This is a genomic window from Bacillus cereus group sp. MYBK101-2, assembly GCF_051918845.1.
GTDB classification, from domain to species: domain Bacteria; phylum Bacillota; class Bacilli; order Bacillales; family Bacillaceae_G; genus Bacillus_A; species Bacillus_A paranthracis.
Window position 1 is genome coordinate 175,746 of record NZ_JBQAIE010000002.1, and the last position, 23,950, is coordinate 199,695.

Sequence of the window (23,950 nt, forward strand, 5' to 3'; positions counted from 1 at the left end):
AATTTAGAAAAATATAAAAATAATTATTTCTGACACTTCAGTAAGAGAAATCAGTAATATGAAACGTTTACAAAGGATTAATTTTTAACAGAAAATTTTAATAAAATAGGAATATAAATATACAAAAAATATATTTGTGTGTATAATATGAATTATTAGAACATATATATATTTCTTTTTGTTTGAAAATGAAAGGGCTAACATTTTGTGGAGGGTGGAAATATGAAAAAAAAGATGCCAGTTTTTGTAGTATCAACAGTAGCAATGAGCATGATGTTAGGGGCATGTAGCTACCAAAAAGATGAGCCGCAAGCGAACGCAAAAGGGGATAGCGGGAAAAGCGGTGCGAAGCAAGTTATTAACTTAATTGAAACGCAAGAAATTCCAACGATGGATCCAGCGTTATCAGCTGATGCAGTTTCTTCAAGAGTAATGACTAATACGATGGAAGGCTTATACAGTTTAGGAAAAGATGATAAGCTAGTTCCTGGTGTAGCGAAGGAATTCAAAAAGTCAGAAGATGGTAAAAAATATACATTTACATTACGTGAAGACGCAAAATGGTCAAATGGTGAGCCAGTGACAGCGAAAGATTTCGTATACGCATGGCAAAGAGCGATTAACCCAGATACAGCTGCGAAATCAGCGTACATTATGTATGATATAAAAAATGCAGAGAAAATTAATAAAAAAGAGATGAGTCCGGACCAATTAGGGGTAAAGGCGATTGATGATTATACATTAGAAGTGGAATTAGACAATTCCATTCCATACCTTGTAGATTTAATGGTATATCCAATCTTCTATCCTGTGAATGAAAAGTTCGTGAAAGAGCAAGGTACGAAGTTTGGTTTGGAAGCGAATACAACACTTTATAACGGACCATTTACATTAAGTGATTGGCAACATGAACGTAGCTTTAAAATGACAAAGAGCCCGTCATATTGGGATAATAAAGAAGTGAAGATTGAGGAAGTAAACTTTAATATTGTTAAAGATACGTCTACACCAATTAATTTATATGAAACAAACGCAGTCGATCGAGCAACGTTATTAGCGGAGTTCATCGATAAATATAAAGGAAAGCCAGATTTCCAAACAGTAGAAGATACATCTGTATTCTTCCTTCGTTTAAATCAAAAAGATCCAGCGTTAGCAAATAAAAATATTCGTAAAGCAATTTCACTTGCTTTTGAACGTAAACCGTTCGTTGATACATTATTAAATAACGGTTCTAAGCCAGCAACAGGATTAATTCCTGATAACTTCATTAAAGGACCGGATAAAAAGGACTTCCGTGCTGTAAATGGAGATATTGTAAAACCAAACGTGAAAGAAGCGAAGAAATATTGGGAAGCTGGTAAAAAAGAGCTTGGTAAAAATGAAATCGAATTAGAGTTATTAAACGAAGATGTTGAATTATCGAAGAAAACAGGGGAATATTTAAAAGGTGAGTTAGAAAAGAATTTACCAGGTTTAACAGTGAAAATTAAACAACAACCATTCGCGCAAAAACTAAAATTAGAAGATGCGGGCGATTTCGTCATGTCATTCTCTGGATGGAGTGCAGACTTCCCAGATCCAATTACATATCTTGATATGTTTGTAACTGACGGATCACAAAATAAAATGAAATATTCTAATCCGAAATATGATGAGATCATCATGAAAGCAAAAAAAGATGGAAGCGATGTAAATGCTCGTTGGAAAAGCTTACTAGAAGCAGAGAAAATGTTACTTGATGACGCTGCGATTGTACCGGTATATCAACGTGGTAGAGCATACTTACAAAGAGATTCCATTAAAAATATGTACAACCATAAATATGGCGGCGATTTAAGCTTTAAATGGGCGTCAGTAGAGAAATAAGAAAAAAGCAGGTAATTGCCTGCTTTTTTTAATACGTACGTTTCTTATAAATACCTTTCCCACCAACCTCGTTCCAGCCGGATTGTACATCCAAACTTTTATTAACAAACTTCATCTTTTCTTTTCCGCCAAAGAGTTTTTCACCAATACTATTTGTAATGACGCCAATCAATGCTGTTATTCCGATGATGAGGGCAGCAACAGTGACAAAATCAATAAAAAAAGCAATCATTCGCAAATTCCCCCTTTGCCTGTCTGTATGTTTATTGTATGAGATAAAAGATAAAAAAGAAAGAAATGTCAGAAAAATGTTCAGTTTATTTTAGAAGTCTTATAGACATGGATGCGAATGTTTGTTAAAATAAGAACAGATGTTCTTTTGGGTTCTCACTTATATAGTCTTACATTTCTTAATTGATTTATCAGAAAAAGGTAAGAAAACGTTTTTTTCATAGAAAAGATTATGAGAAAATAACTGTATATCATTATGAGAAATCTATGAAAATCAAGTGTTAAGAGGGTTGAAGATTATTGTTAAAGAACAGCTGAAGTAAGTGTGATTATGTTACATAGCAGTGAAATGCACGGAAGAGTTTTCTCAATTAGAAGGAAATTTACTGTATATTTCTTGCAAAATCTATTGTATAATGATTATAGAAGTTACTTATTAAAAGTAATTGTTGTTTACTAAAAGTTGTTGCTTACATGAAAAGCAATTTTTGCACTTTGTTTTAAGACAAGGTATCGCGAAAAATTGCTGAATTTAGAAATTTAAACTGTAATTAGTACAGAATTTGTACTCTTTAAGGAGAGTGAGCTTTGTATGGTAACATTATATAGTTCTCCAAGCTGTACGTCTTGTAGAAAGGCGAAATTATGGCTAGAGGAAAATCATATTCCTTATACAGAACGTAATATTTTCTCAGATCCGTTAACGATTGAGGAAATTAAAGAGATTTTACGTATGACAGAAAGCGGAACGGATGAGATTATTTCTACTCGTTCGAAAGTTTTTCAAGAATTAAATGTAAACTTAGAGTCTTTACCACTTCAAGATTTATATAAGATGATTCGTGACTATCCAGGGATTTTACGTCGTCCAATTATGATTGACGAGAAACGCCTTCAAGTAGGTTACAATGAAGACGAAATCCGCCGTTTCTTACCACGTACAGTAAGAACGTTCCAATTACGTGAAGCACAGCGTCTTGTAAATTAATTATAATAATATGAAAACCTTCTACCTATTATATAGTAGAAGGTTTTTTTTAATGTTTCAAATTTCGTAATCGAACTCGTTGAACGATAAAGCCGATGCATAAGATGGTGAAAATAAATAAGTAAGGAATGCCTGCAGTGAAACTTGGGTTGTTATGAAAAAAGGTTGCAAGTCTGTCTTCATGTGTGACCATTTTTCCTGCTGTATAAGCGAGAATTGCTGCCCCGCAATAAATGAGGAATGGAAAGCGTTCCATAAGTATTAAAATGAGTTTGCTGCCCCAAATAATAATCGGGATAGAAATGAGTAAACCGATTATTACGAGTAAAAATCTTCCGTGAGCTGCCCCTGCAATGGCGATAACGTTGTCAAATCCCATAACAAGGTCCGCGAATACAATTGTACGCACAGCTTGAAATAAAGTTGTTTTTCCTTGAATAGAAGAAAGATCGTTGCTATTATCAGTTAGTAAATTTACTGCAATGAATGTAAGTAAAATGCCCCCGATAAGCTGCAGAAATGGAATGTCGAGCAAATAGACAGCTAGTATAGTAAGGATAATTCTTAGTACGATTGCTAAAAGAGTACCAATCAAAATAGCTTTATTTCGTTTCGATTCAGGTAAATTTCGGCTAGCTAGTGCGATGACAATTGCGTTGTCACCACCTAATACAACATCGATACCGACAATCATTAGTACAGATGTTAAAAACTCTAAGTCCATTCGTCTGCCTCCATTTATGATGTTTTAATAAGCGAACTATATGTATGTGGTGAAAAGGACTAAAGCATCTTCTCTAATAAAAGTTTCACTTTATTACAGTGTACGGGGGAAGATGGAAATGTATGTCCAAATTTTTTATAAGTGAGGCATCGCGACAATGATATATTTGTGTATACCATTGAATGAAGATAGGTATATAACTATTTTTGTAAAATAAATCGATTTTATTTCCATTCTGGAGAATCTTATCATAAAATGAGAGTACAAGAATCTATTGATTTGTCATATGAGTGGGGAATCCCTTCATAACAATTCTAAGCAGGAAGGGAGAGTTGTATTTTGGATATTGAAAGAATTAATGATCATACGATGAAATTTTTTATTACGTACATTGATATAGAGGACAGAGGCTTTAATCGTGAGGAAATTTGGTATGACCGCGAAAGAAGCGAAGAGCTCTTTTGGGAAATGATGGACGAAGCTCGTGATCATGACGATTTCTTTATTGATGGGCCGTTATGGATTCAAGTGCAAGCAGTCGATAAAGGGATTGAAGTACTTGTAACGAAAGCAGAACTTTCAAAGGATGGACAAAAGCTAGAACTACCAATAGGTGTAGATAAAATTATAGACATTCCTCTAGATGAAGGTATTGAATCATTATTCCAGCAAGAATTAGTGGAAGAGGTAGAGGAACAAGCAGGTACAAACTTTAACGAAGATGGTACGTTTGGCTTTTTAATTAAGTTTAATGATTTTGAAGATGTCATTTCATTAAGTCATCGTCTTATCTTTGAAGATATAAAAGATGAGCTGTATTCATTTGAGGACCGCTATTATGTATATGTGGAATTCGATGAAGTGCTACATGATGAAGAAGAAATTGATCGCATTTTAAGCATTGTTTTAGAATACGGGGAAGAATCAACTTTAACAATTCATCGTGTAAGTGAGTATGGGAAACAAATTGTGAAAGAGCATGCGCTTGAAACAATTCGCAATAATTTTCCTGCTAAAACGTAGGCCGATTTCTGTAGTATGAAATCGGCTTTTTATATGAAGAATAGGAAAGCTTTCTTAGTAAGGAGGTAAGAGATGAAAAATACGTTAAAGTTGATTTTCTTTGTTTTACTATTGTTCGCATTATTTGTGTCATTACGTATGTTTATTGATGTAGCGTTTTATTCGGATGTAATTGGGATAAAAGATGTTTCGATTTTAGGTATTATTAGTATTTTATTTACGGTATCTGCATTTTTAATTGGTTGCGTTATTTTCTTAGAGAACCGTCATCCGTCAAAAACACTTACATGGCTCATTGTGTTAGGGATTTTTCCGGTATTTGGATTCTTCGCTTATTTATTATTCGGGCAGAACTTTCGGAGGAAGAGAATGTTCCAAAAGAAGGCGTTGCTCGATGAACAAGCGTTTTTACAATATAAGGGGCATGAAGATTACGAAGAACGGATTTTGCGCAATCATAAGCATCAAGAGCTGTTATTTCGTTTAGCGGATCGCTTAGGCGCTTTAAATATTTCATTTCAAACTGAAACGAGAACATTAACAAATGGAGATGAAACGTTTCAGGCTATTTTAGATGGATTAAAACGAGCGAAACATCACATTCATATGGAATATTACATTGTGCGTGATGATAAACTTGGAACAGAAATTAAAGATATTTTAATACAAAAATCAAAAGAAGGCGTAGTCGTTCGTTTTTTATATGATGCGGTTGGAAGTTTTAAATTATCAAAATCATATATTGAAGAATTAAACGACGCAGGTGTCGAAATGATTCCGTTCTTCCCTGTACGTTTTCCGATTTTAAACGATAAGATTAATTATCGAAATCACCGAAAAATCGTTATTATTGATGGGAATGAAGGATTTGTAGGTGGATTAAATATTGGTGATGAATATTTAGGAAAGGATAAGTACTTCGGCTTTTGGCGAGACACGCATTTATATTTGCGTGGGGAAGCTGTGCAAAGTTTGCAGCTTATTTTCCTTCAAGATTGGTTTTATATGACTGGTGAGGCTGTGCTAGCCCCTGAATATTTACAAGCGAAAGCAGTTGAGGGGGAGCATTGGGGCGGCGTGCAGCTCGTTGCAGGTGGGCCGGATAATAAATGGGAAACAATTAAACATTTATACTTTGCTATGATTGCTTCTGCGCGGAAATCCATTTGGATTGCAACGCCGTATTTCATTCCGGATGATGATATTTTATCCGCATTAAAAGTAGCGGCACTTGCTGGTATTGATGTTCGGTTGTTAATGCCGAGTAAGCCTGATAAGCGAACTGTCTTTTACGCATCGAGATCGTACTTCCCAGAGCTTTTAGATGCAGGGGTAAAGATATATGAATACGAAAAAGGTTTTCTCCATAGTAAAGTTGTCATTGTCGATTCTGATTTAGCTTCAATTGGGACAGCGAATATGGATATGAGAAGTTTTCATTTGAACTTTGAAGTAAATGCCTTTTTATATGATACAGATAGCATTCGAAAACTTGTTCAAGATTTTAAAGACGATTTAGAAGAATCAAGTGAAATTCATGTCGATCGTTTTCATAAAAGGCGTCTTCATAGACGAATTGTTGAATCAACGTATCGGTTATTATCGCCATTATTATAAAAAGAGATGTCCGAAATTGGGACATCTCTTTTTTAAAAGGAATTTGTAATAAATTGTAGAATATAAGGAGCTGAAAGGGTGTGATTCCGATGTTTATCGCCAAAAGAGAAAACGGAGAAAAAATTCATCTACTCTATCATCATGATGAAGAGCTTTTACACCGTATGCGGAAAAGGGAGAGTTTCTTTTGCATAGCTTGTGGGAAGAAAGTACTAATGAGATTAGGAAAACAAAAAAAGTGGCATTTTGCTCATAAGAAAGAAGATTCATGTTTAGCCTTTTATGAAGCAGAATCTAAGTATCATAGGCACGGTAAAGAATTGTTATATAGATGGTTCAAACGTCAAAACTTTCATGTAGATATAGAGCATTATTTGCCAGAAATTCAGCAACGACCAGATATTTTCATAGAGAGAGCAGGGAGGAAAATTGCGATTGAATACCAATGCGCAAATCTTTCTATAGAACAGCTGTATAAACGAACCTATTCGTATTGGCGTGCTGGTATACAGGTCATTTGGATCATTGGTGGAAATCAATTGAAAAAGCACTCTGCATATTGGATGAAATTCTCCTCTCTTATGGCTTTCTCCTTACAATCTTATCCTCAGCCACTTCTTATTTTCTTCTGTTCGAAACAAAAATCATTTATGAGATGCGCGTTTCTCACTTCGTTTTCTACAAGCGTCTCTTTCTCACATATTATATATTTACCAACTGAAACGACTACTTTTGAAATGCTCTTTTCTCCCGTTCCATTCAAAAAAGAAATATTAGACCGAGAATGGAAGCAGCGAAAGGACTATTTTCGAAAAAATGCTTTGCCTATTTGGAATTATAATCATAAGTCACTATTACGCCTCTTGTATCAATGTAAATGTACCCCAGCAAATTTCCCTTCTGAAATTGGTGTGCCGCTCCCGTCCTCATTTGCTTTTCAAACAAATCCATTTATATGGCAAGCTTTTCTGTATATGAAGTGTATAGGCGAGCTTGCGATAGGGGAGTGTATTTCCCTCGAGTATGCGTGTAGCTATGTGAAAAAGTATACGAAAAGGCGGATGCTCCCGTACTTTTCAACACATATATGGAAAGTAGCAGTTACTGAGTATATGACATTTTTATGTTGTGCAGGCGTATTACGTAAAGTAGGGACTTATAAGTACCGGAAAATAAGGGGGATAGCTATGTTAAAAACTGAAGAGGAAGTTATAAAATATGATGCAATTTGCTTAGCGTATGCCTTATCTTTATTTGAGGCAAAGTACAACATGAGAGAAGGAAAAGGGGATATAATAAAGACTGATCGTGAAGGAATTACATAAGAAAAATCGAATTGTATGTAAGTAGAGATATTTAAAGGAGGGCTTAAAGGATGTCTGAACAAAACACAGCAAAAACATTACCAGATCGCAAAGAAATTGAAGAATCAAGTACGTGGCGGTTAGAAGATATTTTCCAAACAGATGCAGAATGGGAAAAAGAATTCCAAGCCATTAAAGAGCTATTACCGAAGTTAACTGAATTTAAAGGGAAACTGGGTGACTCTGCGAACAATTTACTGGAAGCATTGCAATATGAAGATGAAATTTCAATGCGATTAGGTAAGCTATATACATATGCACATATGCGTTACGACCAAGATACAACAAACTCTGTGTATCAAGCGTTAAATGACCGCGCGACAAATTTATATTCACAAGTATCTAGTAGCACAGCATATATTGTGCCTGAAATTTTATCGATTTCAGAAGATACACTGCAAACATTCTTGAAAGAAAATAGAGACTTAAGTGTATATGAGCATGCGTTAGAAGAAATTACGCGTCAACGCCCTCACGTATTATCTGAAGCGGAAGAGGCTCTATTAGCAGAAGCATCTGAAGTAATGAGTGCGTCAAGTAATACATTTGGTATGTTGAATAATGCGGATTTGAAATTCCCATCTATTAAAGGTGAGGATGGAGAAGAAGTAGAAATTACACATGGTCGTTACATTCAGTTTTTAGAAAGTGATGATCGTCGTGTGCGTGAAGATGCATTCAAAGCTGTATATGAAACGTACGGAAAATATAAGAACACATTTGCAAGTACGTTAAGCGGAGCTGTAAAGCGTAATAATTTCAATGCACGTGTTCGTAAATATGACTCTGCACGTCAAGCAGCATTAAGTAATAATAATATTCCTGAAGCGGTGTATGATCAACTTGTTCAATCTGTAAATGACAATTTACACTTGCTACATCGATACATTGATATTCGTAAGCGTGCGCTAGGGCTTGATGAGCTTCATATGTATGATTTATATACACCACTTGTACCAGAAGTGAAAATGAATGTGAAGTATGAAGAAGCGCAAGACATGTTATTAAAGTCTTTACATGTACTTGGGGATGAGTATGTTGACATTTTAAAAGAAGCATATGAAAATCGCTGGGTAGATGTGTATGAGAATAAAGGAAAAAGAAGCGGAGCATATTCATCTGGTGCATATGGAACAAATCCGTATATTTTAATGAACTGGCATGATAATGTAAATAATTTATTTACACTTGCTCATGAGTTTGGTCATTCGGTGCATAGTTACTACACAAGAAAAACGCAGCCGCACGTATACGGTGACTATTCAATCTTCGTTGCAGAAGTAGCATCAACTTGTAATGAAGCGCTTCTAAACGATTATTTATTAAAAACGACAGAAGATAAGAAAGAGCGTCTATACTTATTAAATCATTATTTAGAAGGATTCCGTGGTACTGTATTCCGTCAAACGATGTTCGCAGAGTTTGAGCATATGATTCATAAGAAAGTACAAGAGGGACATGCGGTTACGCCAGACATGTTAACGGAGATCTACTATGATTTAAATAAGAAATATTTCGGTGATTCTTTAGTAATCGATGAAGAAATTGGTTTAGAGTGGTCTCGTATTCCGCACTTCTACTACAACTATTACGTATACCAATACGCAACAGGATTTAGTGCAGCGACGGCTCTATCTAAACAAATTTTAGAAGAAGGGCAACCAGCAGTAGAACGTTACATTAATGAGTTCTTAAAAGCAGGAAGCTCAGATTACCCAATTGAAGTGCTGAAAAAAGCTGGAGTAGATATGGCATCTCCAGAACCAGTAAAAGAAGCATTGCAAGTATTTGAAGAGAAATTAAATGAATTAGAAGCATTATTATTTGAAGAGAAGTAATAGAAAAGACGAGGGAATTACCTCGTCTTTTTCTTGATGTTATTTTGTCGATGTTTGTCGAAAAAATTAAGCGAATGGTCTTCTTTTTCTAAATTAGAAGACAGTTTTACAGTTTATTAAAACCCTTTAAATCGTTTTTTATGGTTGAAATAAGAGAGAGCGATGACAATGACTCCAAATAAAAGAGGGAAGGCAATCATTTTAGGAAAAGCTTGTAGTAGAGAGAGGATGTACAAGAAAAAAGAAATGATGACAGCTAGAATGATAAGTAAAATATACGTTTTTTTCATACAAAACACCTCCAAAATAGCTTTTTTATAGCTTATTCAAAAATGAAAACGTTTAGAATGTGACAAAAGTGTGAAATTCGACAAAAGGGGTTGTCATCTGACGTCGAATCTTGTAATATAATAAGCGTGAACGAATTCACATACAAACATATACCCCTTTGTTTGAACGTGAAAATTTCTCCCATCCCCTTTAATATTTTTATAAGCCGTAAAGAAAAAGACCTGGTGTTTACACCAGGTCTTTTTCTTTTGCTATCCATTTCCAATAACGCTCACATTTTACGTCAATCATTTGTACTTTTCGTTTCAGTTGTAATTTTTTTAGTTCACGTTCAATTTCTTGCTTCGAGCAGTCATATATAAATGCTACTTCTTTTGAAGAGATAAATTGTGTCGCTTCCAGTAATACTTCTAAAGGTGGTAATGGCTCTGGCTCGATTTCACATTTTACAAGTTCTTTCAATAATTGTACGTAGACGTCGTAGGAATACGTTCCAGCGATTTTAATACCTTCTTCATCTGAATTTGCATGAAAGAATACGAGAGAAGGTATTTCTGTAATATGCATCTCATTTGTGAATTTTAAGTCACATTGGAAAGCCTTTTTTGCGCTAGCGGAATATAGGTCTTTTTTAAATTCTTCTACATCAATATTGCTATCTTTTGCGCATGCAAGTAATAATTCGCAGTCAGGATTTGATACATTTTCAAGGAAAATGTATTCTTGGAGTTTTCGCAAAAACTTCGAACCTGCTTTTCGGCCTTGCAACTCCGCTGCTTTAATTGCCATCGAAACTAAATATGGTGTTGACGATGCTTCTTGCATATGTACCTTTCCATCACATGAAAAACCTTGTAAACTTGTTGTCTTTTCCCACACAAATCGAATATTAGCAGGTTTATTCCATTTGTGTGAGGAAGCGTTCGTTCCGTCCACTTTTCCTGTTACGATATGACGAATAGAGAAGTATTTCCCATATTCAAGCCATAGTTTAATAATAAAGGGTTCAATTTCCCAGCAATCTTTACAAAGTGGATCAATAAATAAATATGCTTCTACAGACTTATGCTCACATGCGGAAGGAGATGGCATATTGATATGCTTTGCTTCCTGTTTATCCATTATATTTCACCTGTTTCGTCTGGAGTATTAACCATATGCTGAGCAGTTAATGCTAAACGTTCAAAAACGAACTCTCTTATATGACCGTTCACTCCTGTGTCATCCATTGCTTGCTCCATGCACGATAGCCAAGCCTCTGCTCGTTTTGGAGTAATCTCAAACGGGAGATGGCGTGCTCTTAACATAGGATGACCATGTTCTTCCGTATACAAATTAGGACCACCTAAATATTGTGTTAAAAATTGCTTCTGCTTCCTAGCTGTTTCTGTTAAATCATCCGGGAAGATGGGAGATAGGTCAGGGTGTTTACTGACATAGGAATAAAATGTGTCTACTAATATTGCAATGCATTGTTCACCGCCAATTGCTTCAAATGGTGTCATCGGTTGCTTGCTCATCCTTTTAAACTCCTTTTTCCATGAAATGTATATCTATTGTAGCAATGGAATGTTAGGGAGGGCAAATAAACAGCCTTCATAACGTTCTTTGCTTATTCTACAGATGTAAAAGAATCTTTTCTTTTTCAAAAAGTGAGATGTATCCACTAGTAGAACGTATTCACTAGTGGAATTTTCACTTTAGCGTGCTTTGTTTTGTTTGGCAAGGAAAAAGCGTTTTACTTTATTATTTGTATGACGTATTGGTATGTCGTGTTGCTTTAATAAATGAATAAATGCAGCTTTGCCTGCTTCTTCATCTTGCACTTCAAATTCAATTTCATAATCATCGTGATTGTAATAGAAACTATGATCAAAGACAAGCGTTCCGCCTTCAAATAGTGTTTCGGCTCTTTCAGTTGTTAAACTACCCATATAAGTTAAAGCAGAAACAGGAATTTGTAATGTGTGTAGTTGATCTACTACAGCGCCTTGAATAATTGTATTTGTTTCCATCATCAATCTTGCTTCATCTGCTGTTATAACTTGATGCGTTTCTAACAAGCCGACTTCTGCAGGTTGTTTCAATGTTAATGTATAAGTTTCTCCTTTATGACGAATACGAAGTGCAGAGCCAGCTTCTTTTAATGAGAGGCTCGGTGTTTCAAAGTAGTGATTCACCTGTTTCGTAAATCCTTCAATAGAGAATGATTTACATAATGTATGGAATTCTTCTTCTGTAACAATATTTTTAAATTCAATTTCAATTTCTTGTGTCATTGTATGCGCGCTCCTTTTGAAAAATAATTCTTTACACATTATCGCTTTTTCACAAATTTGGTTCAATGTTTTATTTGTTTGCGTCCATGTTATGATACAATAATACTGTTAAGTAAGACAGGAAGTTGAGATGGAGGAGTTAGAGCATGCAAAATAAAATCCAAGTTAAGAGCGTAGAAAAGAGAGAGAATGCTCTTATTTTTTGTGCGGAAAATAGTGAAATAGAGGTAAAGGAGTTAAGTGCGCGTAATCACGTACTTGTAGACTCAGATAATTTATCATTTTTATATATCTTAGAAAACGAATCATCTTTCATTTATGTAAGCATTCCGCATACATGCTGGGAAGCAATGCATGAAGCGATGAATAACGACGTGGTTATGTTCGTTCGCGTGAATGACATTGAAATGGAATTAGAAGGTTTGAAAGAAGAAGTAGAATATTTAGTTGAAAATATTGAAGGTAATGCAAATTACGGAGAAGAACTAGTAACTGCTGTAGAAAAAGTATTTCTATAAGCAAATGGATTGATTTTGGTGGTGGTTGAAATGAATCGAAATTGGGAAGAATTTTTAGCACCTTACCACCAAGCGGTGGCAGAGCTGAAAGTGAAACTAAAAGGAATGCGTACTCAATTTGCAATGTTAACAGAGCATTCTCCAATTGAGTTTGTAACAGGAAGGGTAAAGTCGGTTGCAAGTATTATTGATAAAGCGGAGAAGAGAAATGTACCGTTAGACAGGCTAAGAGAAGATATGCAAGATATCGCGGGCCTTCGAATGATGTGTCAATTTGTTGATGAGATTAAGCCTGTTGTAGAATATCTTCGAAAACGAAATGACTTTGAAATCGTGGAAGAACGTGATTACGTCACGCAGAAGAAAGATAGCGGTTATCGTTCTTATCACGTTGTCATTAGTTACCCAGTTCAAACGATTCAAGGTGAACAAAAAGTATTGGTAGAAATCCAAATACGTACGCTAGCAATGAACTTTTGGGCAACAATTGAGCATTCTTTAAATTATAAATATAGTGGACGTTTTCCTGAAGATATTAAAATACGCTTGCAACGTGCAGCGGAAGCAGCATTTTTATTAGATGAAGAAATGTCTTCTATCCGTCTTGAAATTCAAGAAGCGCAGAAAGCTTTTTCAAGAAAGCAAGAAACGAAAGATTCCGAATCATAAACTAAAGGGTGTTGGGCGATGAAATTTACAATTATGTCAAAGGGAGATCAATCATCAGATGCACTGGCAAGCACGATGAAAGAATACTTGCTAGATTTTGGATTTATAATGGATGAAAAGGAACCCGATATTGTAATTTCTGTTGGGGGAGATGGAACGCTTTTATATGCGTTTCATCGTTATTATAATCGATTGGATGAAACAGCATTTGTTGGTGTACATACAGGGCATTTAGGTTTCTATGCAGATTGGTTACCGACAGAAGTAGAGAAATTAGTAATTGCAATTGCTAAAACACCATTCCAAGTGGTGGAATATCCGCTTTTAGAAGTGATTATTCGCTATGTGAATGGGAGTAAAGAGTCGCAGTATTTAGCGATGAATGAAGCGACTGTAAAAAGTGCAGAAGGTACATTAGTAACAGAAGTGGAAATACGCGGAGAGTACTTTGAAACGTTCCGCGGGGATGGCCTTTGTATTTCTACTCCTTCGGGAAGTACTGCGTATAATAAGGCGCTTGGCGGAGCAATTATTCACCCTTCTATTGAAGCGATTCAAATTGCGGAAATGGCATCTATTAATAACCGGGTGTTTCGTACAGTAGGTTCGCCGCTCGTATTGCCGAAACATCATACATGCGTGCTGAAGCCGACTGCAGGAATGAACTTACAAATTACGGTGGACCATTTAACGATGGTTCATCAAGATGTGAAATCAATTCAGTATCGCGTGGCAAATGAGAAAGTACGATTCGTTCGTTTCCGTCCATTTCCGTTCTGGAAACGAGTTCGTGACTCGTTTGTTGCAGATAAATAGAAAGGGTTTATATATTTGAACAGATTTACATTGAAATGGGATATAGACTCGGCTGAGGAAGGAACTTTGGTTAGAGAATTTTTAAAAACAAAAGGGATCTCCAAAGCCGCATTAACGGATATAAAGTTTCATGGCGGATCTATAGAAGTAAATGGTCAACATGCGAGCGTTCGTCATCAGTTGCAAGCTGGTGAAGAATTACGTGTCTTTTTTCCCGTAGAGGAAAGAAGTGAAGGGATGATTGCTGAAGATATTCCTTTATGTATCGTATATGAAGATGATGCAGTTCTTGTCATAAACAAAGAGGCAAACATGTCAACGATCCCGTCTAGAGAACATCCGGCAGGAAGTGTTGCGAATGCGCTCTTATCTCATTATGATAAGCGACATCTTGCAAGTACGGTGCATATCGTAACGAGGTTAGATCGTGATACTTCAGGGCTTATGCTTATTGCAAAAAATCGTTTCGTACATCATCTTTTATCGAAACAGCATCAACAAAAAGCTGTGAAAAGAACGTATGAAGCGATTGTTCACGGTGAGATGGTAGAAAGAGAAGGAACGATTGACGCACCGATTGGACGAAAATCGGATAGCATTATTGAGCGGACAGTTTGTGAGGAGGGGCAAAGAGCCGTTACTCATTTTAGAGTGATCGATAGCGTCAATCATAAGACGCACGTATCACTTGAGCTCGATACAGGGAGAACGCATCAAATTCGTGTGCATATGGCGTACATAGGACATCCGCTACTTGGCGATAATTTATATGGTGGAAAAAGAGATGAAATGAAACGACAAGCGCTTCACAGTACATCCTTGACGTTTTATCATCCTATTTTAGAGAAAGAAATGTCTTTCACTACACCGATTCCAAGCGATATGCAAGCGATATTAAGACATATTTAACAAGGGAACAAAATTCTTATGTAACGAAGAATTTTGTTCCCTTTTTTTTTAGCGGAATAATATTAAAATTTGATTGTCGCCCGTGCGCTTTATAACGAAAAAGCCACTTTCAGATTTTGTAGCAATGCCATCGTTATTTGGACGACAATATCCATGCGTTTCGCAAGTACCGTCATCACGTACTAACATTTGTCCAATTAATCCGACAGGAAGCCACTCGTTACGATCTTTTCTTGCTATATATTTGCAAGCTGGATCCCATTCTGTATTTAAAAGAGGTTGTATGTCTTGCGATTCCGTACGTACATATTGACGTTTTCCGAAGCTATCTGTTTTATAGCGTTTTTGCCAACTTAAAGCACCGCTATTTCCTATAAGAGCGGGGGTGGCACTAGATATTCCTAAGATGAATGAATCGTTTGAAGTAGCGATTCGAATTTTTTCTTCGCTACTAAATGTAACGAAATAACCTACATCAATAAAAGTATTGTCTACTGTTTCAAACATTTGCGCAAAATCAGTTCCGCTTGCATTGTAAGAAGCGCCCTCAATGTACATTTCTCCATTATGAGCAAGCCACTTTGCACCGATATTATGATCGGTTTCATTTGTGCCGTTTGCAATAAACCAAGAATAGGATTCTTCTGCTGTACCGAATCGTCCCATAATATGGCTACCTGCAAAATGAGCTGTTGATGTATGATTACCTTCCGCATGAGAAGAAAATCCGTTAGCGATAGTCGCGGTTCCTTCTGCATGAGCTGCTTCGCCTAAAGCGATTGTATGTTTACCTTCTGCATGAGAATAAGCGCCACCTGCTGTCGTTTCACTCCCTTCACTATGGGAACTATGTCCAGTTGCTTTCGTTTTTGATCCTTCTGCATGAGAGAAAGAACCTTTTGCATGTGTCAGAAGTCCTTCTGCATGTGAAGCTGTACCCTCTGCATGAGAGTGAAGACCCTCTGCATATGCATACCGCCCATCTTTTTTTACTTTTGTATTTTCAGATGTAGGGGTCTGAATGATAATCGTTTTTTCTGTTTGTATATCACCTGATGGTACTAATGCTTCTTTAATTTTTTTTACTTGATTTATAATAGCAGCTGGAATTTCTGCTTCCGCTTTTTTATTTATTGCTACAGGGCTGTTCTCTTCTGTATTCTTTTCTACTTGCTCAGAAGGCACAATCTGTTCAATATGAGTAGAGAGAGGTTTATTTTTTTGCTGCATCTTTGCTTTTCTATTATCAATTATGCGGCTCATTACAGCATTCTGTAATGAGACATATTTTGGTCTATCTTTGTTTTTTGTGGAAGCCTCTTGTTCTTCCAGTTCTTCTACAGCTGCAGCTCGAATGCTGCACCAGTTGTTAATTCCGTACATGGGCAGATAAAAAGGCGGGCATTTTCTTTTTTGTTTAGAAGATTTTTTCTTCATTCTGTCACCTCCTGCGACAGTATATGCCGTGTCATTAAAAAAAGATGCACTTTATTGCATCTTTTTTTAATGACTTTACCCAATTTTTATCCCATTTTAATGGGCGGGCTGCCCATTAAAGTGGGATTGGTGAGGGCTGATTAAAGTTTCACTTTATATGAGAGACGCCTAAAAGATACGGTAATCCTTACATATGAGTTATGAAATTGGGCGGAATTTCTCAGGGACAAAAGGCAGGGAGGAAGGAACGGAAACAATCTCCATTTCAGGATAACGTAGTCCAGTTAGTTTGCCACCAAATACAGCACCAGTGTCAATATTGACTGTATGATTTACAAAGCGAGGTTCTTTTACGGGTGTATGTCCATATACAACCCAAGCTGTTCCTTTATACTCCTTCGCCCAGTCGCGACGGACAGGTGAACCGTCAGCATGTTTTTCTCCTGTAATATCGCCGTATAATACAAATGTTTGTACTTTTTTATCTTTTCTTCCTATGTAATCTTGCCGAATGCCGGCGTGACACACAATTAACCTTTTTTCATCGAGTACATGATATAAAGGGGATTGCTCGTAAAGTGTGATGAATTTTTCTTTTATCATGTTTTGTTGATGAGAAGGTAGTGCTTCATATTCGGCAACAGTTGTTTCGAGTCCATGAGCGATTGTCACATTACGTCCAAGGAAAAATCGGTATAGTTTATTGCAGTGATTTCCCGGAGCGTAATACGCTACTTTTTTATTTATGACAAGTTCCCATACAATTTCAATCATACGTAATGAATGGGGACCGCGATCTGTGATATCGCCAACAAAAGCAAGTTTGCGTTGATCAGGGTGAATCGGCAAGTCACTATTCCAGTTATATCCGAGTTTTTTCGTTAAATCTTGAAACTCTTGGAAGCATCCATGAATATCCCCTATAATGTCGTATTTCATATTTAAACCTCCATCATATTTTTCATTAGTATATCTAAAAAAGGATAGAGATAAAAATATACCGTTTTTGTGCTTCAGTTAAACATAAAGATTTTCGTTCTTGAGCGGACGTTTAAAACAAATCCAATCGCTATCATGTATGTGAGTAAGGAGCTTCCTCCGTAGCTCATAAGGGGTAGTGTGATGCCTGTAATAGGTAGTAATCCGATTGTCATCCCGATATTTTGAAATACTTGAAAAGTAAACATTCCGATTGTACCAGCGCAGATGTAACTGCCGAAAGGGTCATTACTTTCTATAGCGATATGAATCATGCGAAAAATAAGTAGGAAAAAAAGTGCAATAATGACGCTTGCGCCTAAAAATCCGAATTGCTCAGCGACATTCGTGAAAATAAAATCTGTATGTGGTTCTGGAAAGTATACTTGTCCATTTTCCCAACCTTTTCCTTGCATTTCTCCTGATCCAGTAGCTAAGAAAGCTTGTCTTAATTGATAGCCTTGCGCATCATATTTGTATGGCGCTAACCAGCCGTAGAAGCGATTTAGTTGATATTCTTGTAAAATGTGTGCTTTAAAGAATTTTGTATGAGTAAAAAAAATATACGTTAATGTAACACCAGTTGCAAAGATACAGGAAGCTAACCCGAAAATAAAACGCCAACGTATACCAGAAACTAATATCATTGCTGCGAGCATAGCTGAAATTACCATTGTGTTTCCTAAATCAGGTTCCTTTGCGATAAGTAGTAGGGGCGGCAAACTTGTTGCGCATATTTTTCCGAGTAATAAAAAATCATCGTGTATTGTTCGGTAAAAATATTTCTCATTGTGATTTGCTATAATTCGTCCGGTGACGATAATTAAAAACAATTTCATAATTTCAGAAGGCTGGAAATTTCCGATGCCTGGGAGCCTGTACCAAGCGGTCGCACCTTTAATTGTAATGGCACCTGGTACTTGAAGTTCTAGCCCAATTAGTAGTACCAATGCAAAGCTATATAAATACCAAGCAATTTTTTGATAACGATCGAAATCGATAATCATAATAACACCGATGGCTATGAATCCAATGAAGTACCACTGGATTTGCTTTAATACAAAATTTACATTTTGCAAAAATGGTGGTAAAGAGGCTTGTGCACTTGTAATTGCAAAGCAACTAACAATCCCAATGGCAAATAAGATGCATAGTAATACGTAGTCTATTTGATATTGAGAATTTGGATCTTTCAATGTATGTATTCCTTTCTATCGCCTAGTAAATATATGGATTATGTCATGAAAAAAATAATATACAAGCAGACTATGCATACATTTATTCCACTATTTGCGGGAAGTCATACATCACAAGGAAGGAATTCCCCCTTGTGATGGATTAGATTGCATGGAGTTCTTTTGTAACTATATTCAAACAATGAGAAAGGCGAGTATGTGTATCGGTCGTTGGAATGAGTTCTGGATATAGCTGATAAAATGTTGTAGCGTTTTTATACCATTCGCAAGCTTTTAACAGACTCGTTTTGTAATAGTCAGTCTCTTGTAGAAAACCATATTTTTTTGAATGTAAAACGAGATGTGAAAAATCTTCGCAACCTTCAAGGTATTTGTGATGTACTTGCTGTCCCGTATGAAGGCGGAAAGAACTTAAAGGTTCCGTAATATAGATTGCATCACCTTTGGAAAGTAAACTGATCCAAGAAGCCATATCCACACTACAATTATAATTTCTACCATTTAAAGTACCGAAAGGTTCTGTTAATAGGCGTTTTCGAAAGAGTACAGTCGTAGGTTCACCAATAATATTTTGCCCTAGTATAAGCATATGGTTTCCAAGATCTTTCCCATTTAATAGAGTATCTTCATCATATAATCTGTTCATGGAGGGGTGTTGTTCAATTATCTCTCCATCATCATTAATCCAAGTACGATAAGATGTAATAAGTGCGAGATTTTGATCTAAGTCTTTTTGGAAATAAAACATCATTTTTTCAATTTTACTACTATAAAATATATCATCGTCCATTAAGAAATTTATGTACTCTCCATTTGACTGCTTTAAGAGCATAAGGGCGTTATGAAATTGTCCTAAAGTAGAGGGGTTTCGAATGTACGTTATATGTTTATGTTTATGTAAATAATCTCTGTATATTAATTTTTCTGTTTCATTATTTGTACTATCGTCTCCTACAATAATTTCAATATTGGAATACGTTTGTGCTAATGCACTTTCTAGAGCAATTTTAAAATAATGTGGTCGATTATAGGTGGGAATAAGGATGGAAACGAGCGGCAGATTTTTTATATTATTCATATACAACTACCTTTCAGCAATTTTTTGTGTAAGAATCATATCTTGATAACTTGTATGTTCAGTTCTGCCACACCATGAGCCATAATGGGGAGGTGTCTGCATTTCTAGTCCATACTTATTTAATAGGGTAAGAATATCTTTCTCAAGATAGGCAACTGCGAAATTCGGGATATCTTTATTTAGAACATAACAATTGTCAATTTGATGATAAAAACCTAACGTACTTAGTCCTGCATTTAAGTAATAGGAAGATTCAGGGTTAATTAAAAAGAAAGTAATAAAACATCTCCCATCCTTTTTTAAAACTCGAGAAATTTCACTTAAGTAATGTTCTAATTCTTTCGGAAGAAGATGGGTAAATACAGACGTTAAAAAAATAAAATCGAATGATTCATCTTCATATGGAAACTTGTATTGGGAAGCATCTTCTTTTCCATCGGGATTGTAGAATTGGTTATATATATCGACATGTTCAAAATGGAAATTGTTACGGCGTGTTGAAATGTTATTTTTGCACCATGTAATTCCCTTATTAAATAAGTCAAATCCATAATAATTACCATCATCGCTTAAATAGTTCATTAATGGAACCGCCATCCGGCCGATACCACAGCCTACATCTAACACTGTTTCATTTGATTTTAAATTGCCAATTTCAATAAAATACTGCATAAACTCTTTTCCAACTTCTTCAAAATGACCACCTACATATTGAACAAGTTCTGGAGGTGGGATTAATGTGATTTTTTTCTCATTTTCGTTCAAAAAATTCACACCTTTCTTATAGTAAAGTAGGAAATTTCTACTTTATATTGAGGGGAGCTTTGCTTTTATTCATTACAAGAGTGGTTTTCATGAATTAGTAGTATCATAGTACCCCTCAACTAAATATTTTTTTATTCTATTCTTTTCTCCAAAAAATACCGAAATCATCGATTTGAGTCATAGGAGTTTTTATGTTTCTTTCACTTCTGAAATCTGTTACAGCCTCTGCGCATGTTACCAGTCCATAATCATCAATAATAATAAAGCCACCTATTGAAACTTTATCGTATAAATTTACAAGACTATCCATCGTTGATTCATACATATCGCCATCAAGACGAGCAATTGCAATTTTTTCTACCGGTGCTGAAGGCAATGTATCTTTAAACCAACCCTTTAAAAATTTCACTTGATCATTTAATAAATCATATTTTCTAAAGTTCTCTTGCACTGTTTCTAAAGAAACCCGTAAGTAATCGAATGTATGCAAATAATCACCGTAATCTTTCGGGTATTGTTCTAAGTTAGGTGCTGGTAGACCTTCAAACGAATCGGCAACCCACACAGTACGATCTGTAATGTTGTTTGCTTGTAAAAAACCATTCATAAAAATGCACGATCCTCCGCGCCATACACCAGTTTCAATAAAATCACCTTCTATATTTTCACGGACAACAGTTTCCATAGCTTCGTGTAATTGATTCATACGTTTTCGGCCAATCATACTATGTGCTGCTCTTGGCCAATCTTTGCCACCTTGACGCTCACTTTCTGAAACGTTAGGGTCAACGATTTTTAAATTGTGATTTTCTACGTACTGCTTAAGAAATAAAGGAAGCGGAACAGTAACTGGTTCATATGATAGCTCTTTAGATATATGTAACGAAGCAGGTAAATATGGTTCGTATTCTAACCATATTTCAAATAAAATTGTTTTCTTTAATAATTCAAGATAAAGCTGAACAGCTGATTTATTTTCCATATAAGTGCCTCCTGCGGAATGTCATACAACATTATGACTATGTAGAAAAGAGAGATTTAATGATTGAATTTACAAATGAAAAAGCAGTAAGACTAGTATCAGTCTTACTGCTAAGTACAAAATTAAGCGATTTTCTCAATAATAATTGATGCACTTGTACCAAGAGCTAGTGATAATCCAATTCCTGTAACAATTGCTTCAACGAGTGATGGAGTTGTCGTAATTTGTGTAATGGCTTGGATAACGATAGGAGCTCCAAGTGAAATTAAGCTCGTGCCTGTACCTGGTACAGTATTACCATTAACTTGAATTGCAAGACTTCCTAATAAACCTACTGCCGCTGTATAAGCAATAACAGTAATTTTATAGAACCCAGTCTCACTAATTACGAAAGTATCAGGATCCATTTGAGAAATTGCTGTACCAAACTGAGATCCAACAGTATTAAATGGTACTGGATCGTTAACGCCAAGAGCTAAAGAAACTGTAGCTGAGTTAAAGGCATACAACCCTGCTGGAAGTCCTAATCCAGAAGGTCCAGTCGGCCCAGTCGGTCCGGTAGCACCAGTTGGCCCAGTTGGCCCAGTTAGTCCAGTAGCACCAGTGTCTCCAGTTGGCCCAGTCGGTCCAGTAGTACCAGTGTCTCCAGTTGGCCCAGTCGGTCCAGTAGTACCAGTGTCTCCAGTTGGCCCAGTCGGTCCAGTAGCACCAGTGTCTCCAGTTGGCCCAGTCGGTCCAGTAGTACCAGTGTCTCCAGTTGGCCCAGTCGGTCCAGTAGTACCAGTGTCTCCAGTCGGCCCAGTCGGTCCAGTCGGCCCAGTTGGTCCAGTCGGCCCAGTTGGTCCAGTCGGTCCCGTTGGTCCGGTAGGAAGGGTAAACGGCGGTATTGGTGGTAATGTTGGTCCTACAAGATTAGGGTCAAATGCACTAGCTGATAAAGATTCATCGGGATTTAATCCATCTGAATAATTATTATTTGACATAAATTCACCTCCATAAAGCGTTCATTATATAGTAGATGCAAAACCGGAAGAAAATGACACGGACATTTGAATTATTGAAAAGAAATCTTAAACTGCTTGTGCAAGTTAAAAAAGTGGAAAGTTTATTGTATGTATAACATATGATTGATTTGGAAGAGGGTGATTATGTTGAACAAGCAAGGAATTACAATTAGTTTATGTATGATTGTTCGAGATGAGGAAGATACAATCGGTCGATGTTTAGACTCAGTAGAAAAAATTGTTGATGAAATTATTATAGTGGATACAGGTTCCATTGATCGAACGAAAGAAATTGTAGCTCAATATACCTCTAACATATATGACTTTCCGTGGATTAATGATTTTGCGGCAGCTAGAAATTTTTCTTTTTCGAAAGCAACGCAAGAATATATATTATGGTTAGATGCTGATGATGTGTTATTAGAAGATGCTCAAGAGGCATTGAACTTATTAAAAAGAGAATTAGATCCTAATGTGGATGCTGTTTCGATGCCTTATCATCTTGTAATGGATTCTAATGGTAAACCTTTATATTGTACAAAAAGATATCGACTTGTAAAGCGTGAAAAACAATTTCAATGGTTTGGAAAGGTGCATGAGTATTTAGCTATTTTTGGTGAGATTTTTAATAGTAATGTTGCGATTACGCATAAAAAAGAAAAGAAAGTAACGAACCGCAATTTAAAAATTTTTCAAGATGCTGTAGCAGCTGGAGAAGAATTGAGCCCGAGAGATTTGTTTTATTACGCGAATGAATCTATGGATAATCAAAAATATGATGATGCAGTTCTACTATATGAAACATTTCTTAATCAGGACGAAGGTTGGTATGAAGAGAAAATTTATGCATGTGGTAAATTAGGAGATTGCTATGCAAAGCTTGGATCATGGGAAAAGGCAATTGAATCTTGCGTGAAGTCGTTTCGATATGATGTTCCTAGAGGAGAGAATTGTACAAGAATAGGATATATATATATGGAACAGCAAAAGTATAACGAAGCGATATTTTGGTTTAAACTTGCAACGGAAGTACCAATGGCGACGGAGAGTCCGTTTCATAGTCCAGCGAGCTATACATGGCTTCCTTATTTACAAATGTGTATTTGTTATAGCAAGTTAGGTGAGCAAGATAAAGCTTATTATTACAATGAATTAGCAGCTTCTTATGTTCCGAATAATGCTGCAATTGAATATAACCGCAAATATTTTCGGAGTGTTTTTGATAAACAATATAAATCGTTATAGGCAGCTTTTTTTAGAAATGGCTCATCGCGATTCTAACTCTAATAAATTAGCTATATAGTAAAGTATCGGCAATGTAACTAGTACTGGTTACATCTATAGACTTCATATGAGGTTTATATTTCAAATTCA

At 36.0% G+C, this 23,950-nt stretch carries 24 protein-coding genes; 11 read left to right on the forward strand and 13 right to left on the reverse strand.

Going from position 1 to position 23,950, the window contains the following annotated elements:
* The first annotated feature begins 222 nt into the window (after positions 1–222).
* Entirely contained in the window at positions 223–1,869 is a 1,647-nt protein-coding gene (locus ACTFSI_RS06155; protein WP_044792722.1) for a peptide ABC transporter substrate-binding protein, read from the forward strand.
* A 28-nt stretch (positions 1,870–1,897) separates the two neighbouring features.
* Here the strand turns inward: ACTFSI_RS06155 and ACTFSI_RS06160 are convergent, their stop codons facing one another.
* Positions 1,898–2,101, reverse strand: coding sequence for a hypothetical protein (locus ACTFSI_RS06160; RefSeq protein ID WP_000559976.1), 204 nt, complete (start codon positions 2,099–2,101; stop codon positions 1,898–1,900).
* Positions 2,102–2,692: 591 nt separating this feature from the next.
* Here ACTFSI_RS06160 and spx point away from each other — a divergent pair.
* Positions 2,693–3,088 carry a transcriptional regulator Spx gene (spx, locus tag ACTFSI_RS06165; protein WP_000258267.1) on the forward strand — a complete coding sequence of 132 codons (396 nt, stop codon included), beginning with the start codon at positions 2,693–2,695 and terminating at the stop codon, positions 3,086–3,088.
* 49 nt (positions 3,089–3,137) lie between these two features.
* On the opposite strand, the gene ACTFSI_RS06170 is transcribed toward spx, so the two are convergent.
* Entirely contained in the window at positions 3,138–3,812 is a 675-nt protein-coding gene (locus ACTFSI_RS06170) for a TerC family protein (protein ID WP_000362601.1), read from the reverse strand.
* A 339-nt stretch (positions 3,813–4,151) separates the two neighbouring features.
* Between ACTFSI_RS06170 and mecA the strand changes: the two genes are divergently transcribed.
* The 4 genes from mecA (at position 4,152) to pepF (ending at position 9,654) form a co-directional block, all read left to right on the forward strand.
* Positions 4,152–4,835: an adaptor protein MecA gene (gene mecA, locus ACTFSI_RS06175; protein WP_000350710.1), complete on the forward strand. Its 684-nt coding sequence runs from the start codon at positions 4,152–4,154 to the stop codon at positions 4,833–4,835.
* Positions 4,836–4,907: 72 nt separating this feature from the next.
* Positions 4,908–6,452 carry a cardiolipin synthase gene (locus ACTFSI_RS06180; RefSeq protein ID WP_000799204.1) on the forward strand — a complete coding sequence of 515 codons (1,545 nt, stop codon included), beginning with the start codon at positions 4,908–4,910 and terminating at the stop codon, positions 6,450–6,452.
* Between the two features lie 80 nt (positions 6,453–6,532).
* Positions 6,533–7,777, forward strand: coding sequence for a competence protein CoiA (locus ACTFSI_RS06185; protein ID WP_277616386.1), 1,245 nt, complete (start codon positions 6,533–6,535; stop codon positions 7,775–7,777).
* 50 nt (positions 7,778–7,827) lie between these two features.
* On the forward strand, positions 7,828–9,654 hold the full coding sequence (pepF, locus tag ACTFSI_RS06190; RefSeq protein WP_000003388.1) for an oligoendopeptidase F: 1,827 nt from the start codon (positions 7,828–7,830) through the stop codon (positions 9,652–9,654).
* A gap of 116 nt (positions 9,655–9,770) precedes the next feature.
* Here pepF and ACTFSI_RS06195 read toward each other — a convergent pair whose 3' ends face one another.
* From ACTFSI_RS06195 to ACTFSI_RS06210, 4 genes are all read right to left on the reverse strand, one after another.
* Entirely contained in the window at positions 9,771–9,944 is a 174-nt protein-coding gene (locus ACTFSI_RS06195; protein ID WP_041184086.1) for a hypothetical protein, read from the reverse strand.
* Positions 9,945–10,173: 229 nt separating this feature from the next.
* Entirely contained in the window at positions 10,174–11,067 is an 894-nt protein-coding gene (locus ACTFSI_RS06200; protein ID WP_000360652.1) for a ClpXP adapter SpxH family protein, read from the reverse strand.
* Complete coding sequence (locus tag ACTFSI_RS06205) at positions 11,067–11,465, reverse strand: globin domain-containing protein (RefSeq protein WP_044792726.1); 399 nt, start codon at positions 11,463–11,465, stop codon at positions 11,067–11,069. The genes ACTFSI_RS06200 and ACTFSI_RS06205 overlap by 1 nt, the downstream gene beginning before the upstream one ends.
* 180 nt (positions 11,466–11,645) lie before the next feature.
* Positions 11,646–12,224 carry a CYTH domain-containing protein gene (locus ACTFSI_RS06210; protein ID WP_000191107.1) on the reverse strand — a complete coding sequence of 193 codons (579 nt, stop codon included), beginning with the start codon at positions 12,222–12,224 and terminating at the stop codon, positions 11,646–11,648.
* Between the two features lie 146 nt (positions 12,225–12,370).
* Between ACTFSI_RS06210 and ACTFSI_RS06215 the strand changes: the two genes are divergently transcribed.
* The 4 genes from ACTFSI_RS06215 to ACTFSI_RS06230 are packed head-to-tail and all read left to right on the forward strand — an operon-like array spanning position 12,371 to position 15,136.
* Positions 12,371–12,742 (forward strand): hypothetical protein, encoded by a 372-nt coding sequence (locus tag ACTFSI_RS06215; RefSeq protein WP_001180003.1) that lies wholly within the window; start codon positions 12,371–12,373, stop codon positions 12,740–12,742.
* A 30-nt stretch (positions 12,743–12,772) separates the two neighbouring features.
* Positions 12,773–13,411 (forward strand): GTP pyrophosphokinase, encoded by a 639-nt coding sequence (locus ACTFSI_RS06220; RefSeq protein ID WP_001081482.1) that lies wholly within the window; start codon positions 12,773–12,775, stop codon positions 13,409–13,411.
* Positions 13,412–13,429: 18 nt separating this feature from the next.
* Positions 13,430–14,227, forward strand: coding sequence for an NAD kinase (locus ACTFSI_RS06225; RefSeq protein WP_000673184.1), 798 nt, complete (start codon positions 13,430–13,432; stop codon positions 14,225–14,227).
* 15 nt (positions 14,228–14,242) lie between these two features.
* Positions 14,243–15,136: an RluA family pseudouridine synthase gene (locus ACTFSI_RS06230; RefSeq protein ID WP_014481609.1), complete on the forward strand. Its 894-nt coding sequence runs from the start codon at positions 14,243–14,245 to the stop codon at positions 15,134–15,136.
* A 48-nt stretch (positions 15,137–15,184) separates the two neighbouring features.
* Here the strand turns inward: ACTFSI_RS06230 and ACTFSI_RS06235 are convergent, their stop codons facing one another.
* From ACTFSI_RS06235 to ACTFSI_RS06265, 7 genes are all read right to left on the reverse strand, one after another.
* Positions 15,185–16,573, reverse strand: a complete 1,389-nt coding sequence (locus ACTFSI_RS06235; protein ID WP_000730499.1) for a peptidase G2 autoproteolytic cleavage domain-containing protein — start codon at positions 16,571–16,573, stop codon at positions 15,185–15,187.
* 198 nt (positions 16,574–16,771) lie between these two features.
* Positions 16,772–17,512: a bis(5'-nucleosyl)-tetraphosphatase PrpE gene (prpE, locus tag ACTFSI_RS06240; RefSeq protein WP_046198592.1), complete on the reverse strand. Its 741-nt coding sequence runs from the start codon at positions 17,510–17,512 to the stop codon at positions 16,772–16,774.
* Positions 17,513–17,586: 74 nt separating this feature from the next.
* Positions 17,587–18,747 (reverse strand): FtsW/RodA/SpoVE family cell cycle protein, encoded by a 1,161-nt coding sequence (locus tag ACTFSI_RS06245; protein WP_000654690.1) that lies wholly within the window; start codon positions 18,745–18,747, stop codon positions 17,587–17,589.
* A 142-nt stretch (positions 18,748–18,889) separates the two neighbouring features.
* Positions 18,890–19,825, reverse strand: coding sequence for a glycosyltransferase family 2 protein (locus ACTFSI_RS06250; RefSeq protein WP_440045289.1), 936 nt, complete (start codon positions 19,823–19,825; stop codon positions 18,890–18,892).
* A 6-nt stretch (positions 19,826–19,831) separates the two neighbouring features.
* Positions 19,832–20,590 carry a class I SAM-dependent methyltransferase gene (locus ACTFSI_RS06255; RefSeq protein WP_139896087.1) on the reverse strand — a complete coding sequence of 253 codons (759 nt, stop codon included), beginning with the start codon at positions 20,588–20,590 and terminating at the stop codon, positions 19,832–19,834.
* Positions 20,591–20,726: 136 nt separating this feature from the next.
* Entirely contained in the window at positions 20,727–21,572 is an 846-nt protein-coding gene (locus ACTFSI_RS06260) for a TylF/MycF family methyltransferase (protein ID WP_000428851.1), read from the reverse strand.
* Positions 21,573–21,694: 122 nt separating this feature from the next.
* Positions 21,695–22,555, reverse strand: a complete 861-nt coding sequence (locus tag ACTFSI_RS06265; RefSeq protein ID WP_440045290.1) for a BclA C-terminal domain-containing protein — start codon at positions 22,553–22,555, stop codon at positions 21,695–21,697.
* Between the two features lie 165 nt (positions 22,556–22,720).
* Here ACTFSI_RS06265 and ACTFSI_RS06270 point away from each other — a divergent pair, with 165 nt between their 5' ends.
* Complete coding sequence (locus ACTFSI_RS06270) at positions 22,721–23,821, forward strand: glycosyltransferase (RefSeq protein WP_000932905.1); 1,101 nt, start codon at positions 22,721–22,723, stop codon at positions 23,819–23,821.
* Positions 23,822–23,950 lie beyond the last annotated feature (129 nt).

Coding starts and splice junctions, on each gene's coding strand:
- ACTFSI_RS06220 (WP_001081482.1), top strand. CDS start 12,773: ATGAATCGAAATTGGGAAGAATTTTTAGCACCTTACCACCAAGCGGTG.
- ACTFSI_RS06235 (WP_000730499.1), bottom strand. CDS start 16,573: ATGAAGAAAAAATCTTCTAAACAAAAAAGAAAATGCCCGCCTTTTTAT.
- ACTFSI_RS06200 (WP_000360652.1), bottom strand. CDS start 11,067: ATGGATAAACAGGAAGCAAAGCATATCAATATGCCATCTCCTTCCGCA.
- ACTFSI_RS06155 (WP_044792722.1), top strand. CDS start 223: ATGAAAAAAAAGATGCCAGTTTTTGTAGTATCAACAGTAGCAATGAGC.
- prpE (WP_046198592.1), bottom strand. CDS start 17,512: ATGAAATACGACATTATAGGGGATATTCATGGATGCTTCCAAGAGTTT.
- spx (WP_000258267.1), top strand. CDS start 2,693: ATGGTAACATTATATAGTTCTCCAAGCTGTACGTCTTGTAGAAAGGCG.
- pepF (WP_000003388.1), top strand. CDS start 7,828: ATGTCTGAACAAAACACAGCAAAAACATTACCAGATCGCAAAGAAATT.
- ACTFSI_RS06195 (WP_041184086.1), bottom strand. CDS start 9,944: ATGAAAAAAACGTATATTTTACTTATCATTCTAGCTGTCATCATTTCT.
- ACTFSI_RS06260 (WP_000428851.1), bottom strand. CDS start 21,572: ATGGAAAATAAATCAGCTGTTCAGCTTTATCTTGAATTATTAAAGAAA.
- ACTFSI_RS06210 (WP_000191107.1), bottom strand. CDS start 12,224: ATGACACAAGAAATTGAAATTGAATTTAAAAATATTGTTACAGAAGAA.
- ACTFSI_RS06270 (WP_000932905.1), top strand. CDS start 22,721: ATGTTGAACAAGCAAGGAATTACAATTAGTTTATGTATGATTGTTCGA.
- ACTFSI_RS06265 (WP_440045290.1), bottom strand. CDS start 22,555: ATGTCAAATAATAATTATTCAGATGGATTAAATCCCGATGAATCTTTA.
- ACTFSI_RS06160 (WP_000559976.1), bottom strand. CDS start 2,101: ATGATTGCTTTTTTTATTGATTTTGTCACTGTTGCTGCCCTCATCATC.
- ACTFSI_RS06180 (WP_000799204.1), top strand. CDS start 4,908: ATGAAAAATACGTTAAAGTTGATTTTCTTTGTTTTACTATTGTTCGCA.
- ACTFSI_RS06205 (WP_044792726.1), bottom strand. CDS start 11,465: ATGAGCAAGCAACCGATGACACCATTTGAAGCAATTGGCGGTGAACAA.
- ACTFSI_RS06170 (WP_000362601.1), bottom strand. CDS start 3,812: ATGGACTTAGAGTTTTTAACATCTGTACTAATGATTGTCGGTATCGAT.
- ACTFSI_RS06225 (WP_000673184.1), top strand. CDS start 13,430: ATGAAATTTACAATTATGTCAAAGGGAGATCAATCATCAGATGCACTG.
- ACTFSI_RS06215 (WP_001180003.1), top strand. CDS start 12,371: ATGCAAAATAAAATCCAAGTTAAGAGCGTAGAAAAGAGAGAGAATGCT.
- ACTFSI_RS06250 (WP_440045289.1), bottom strand. CDS start 19,825: ATGAATAATATAAAAAATCTGCCGCTCGTTTCCATCCTTATTCCCACC.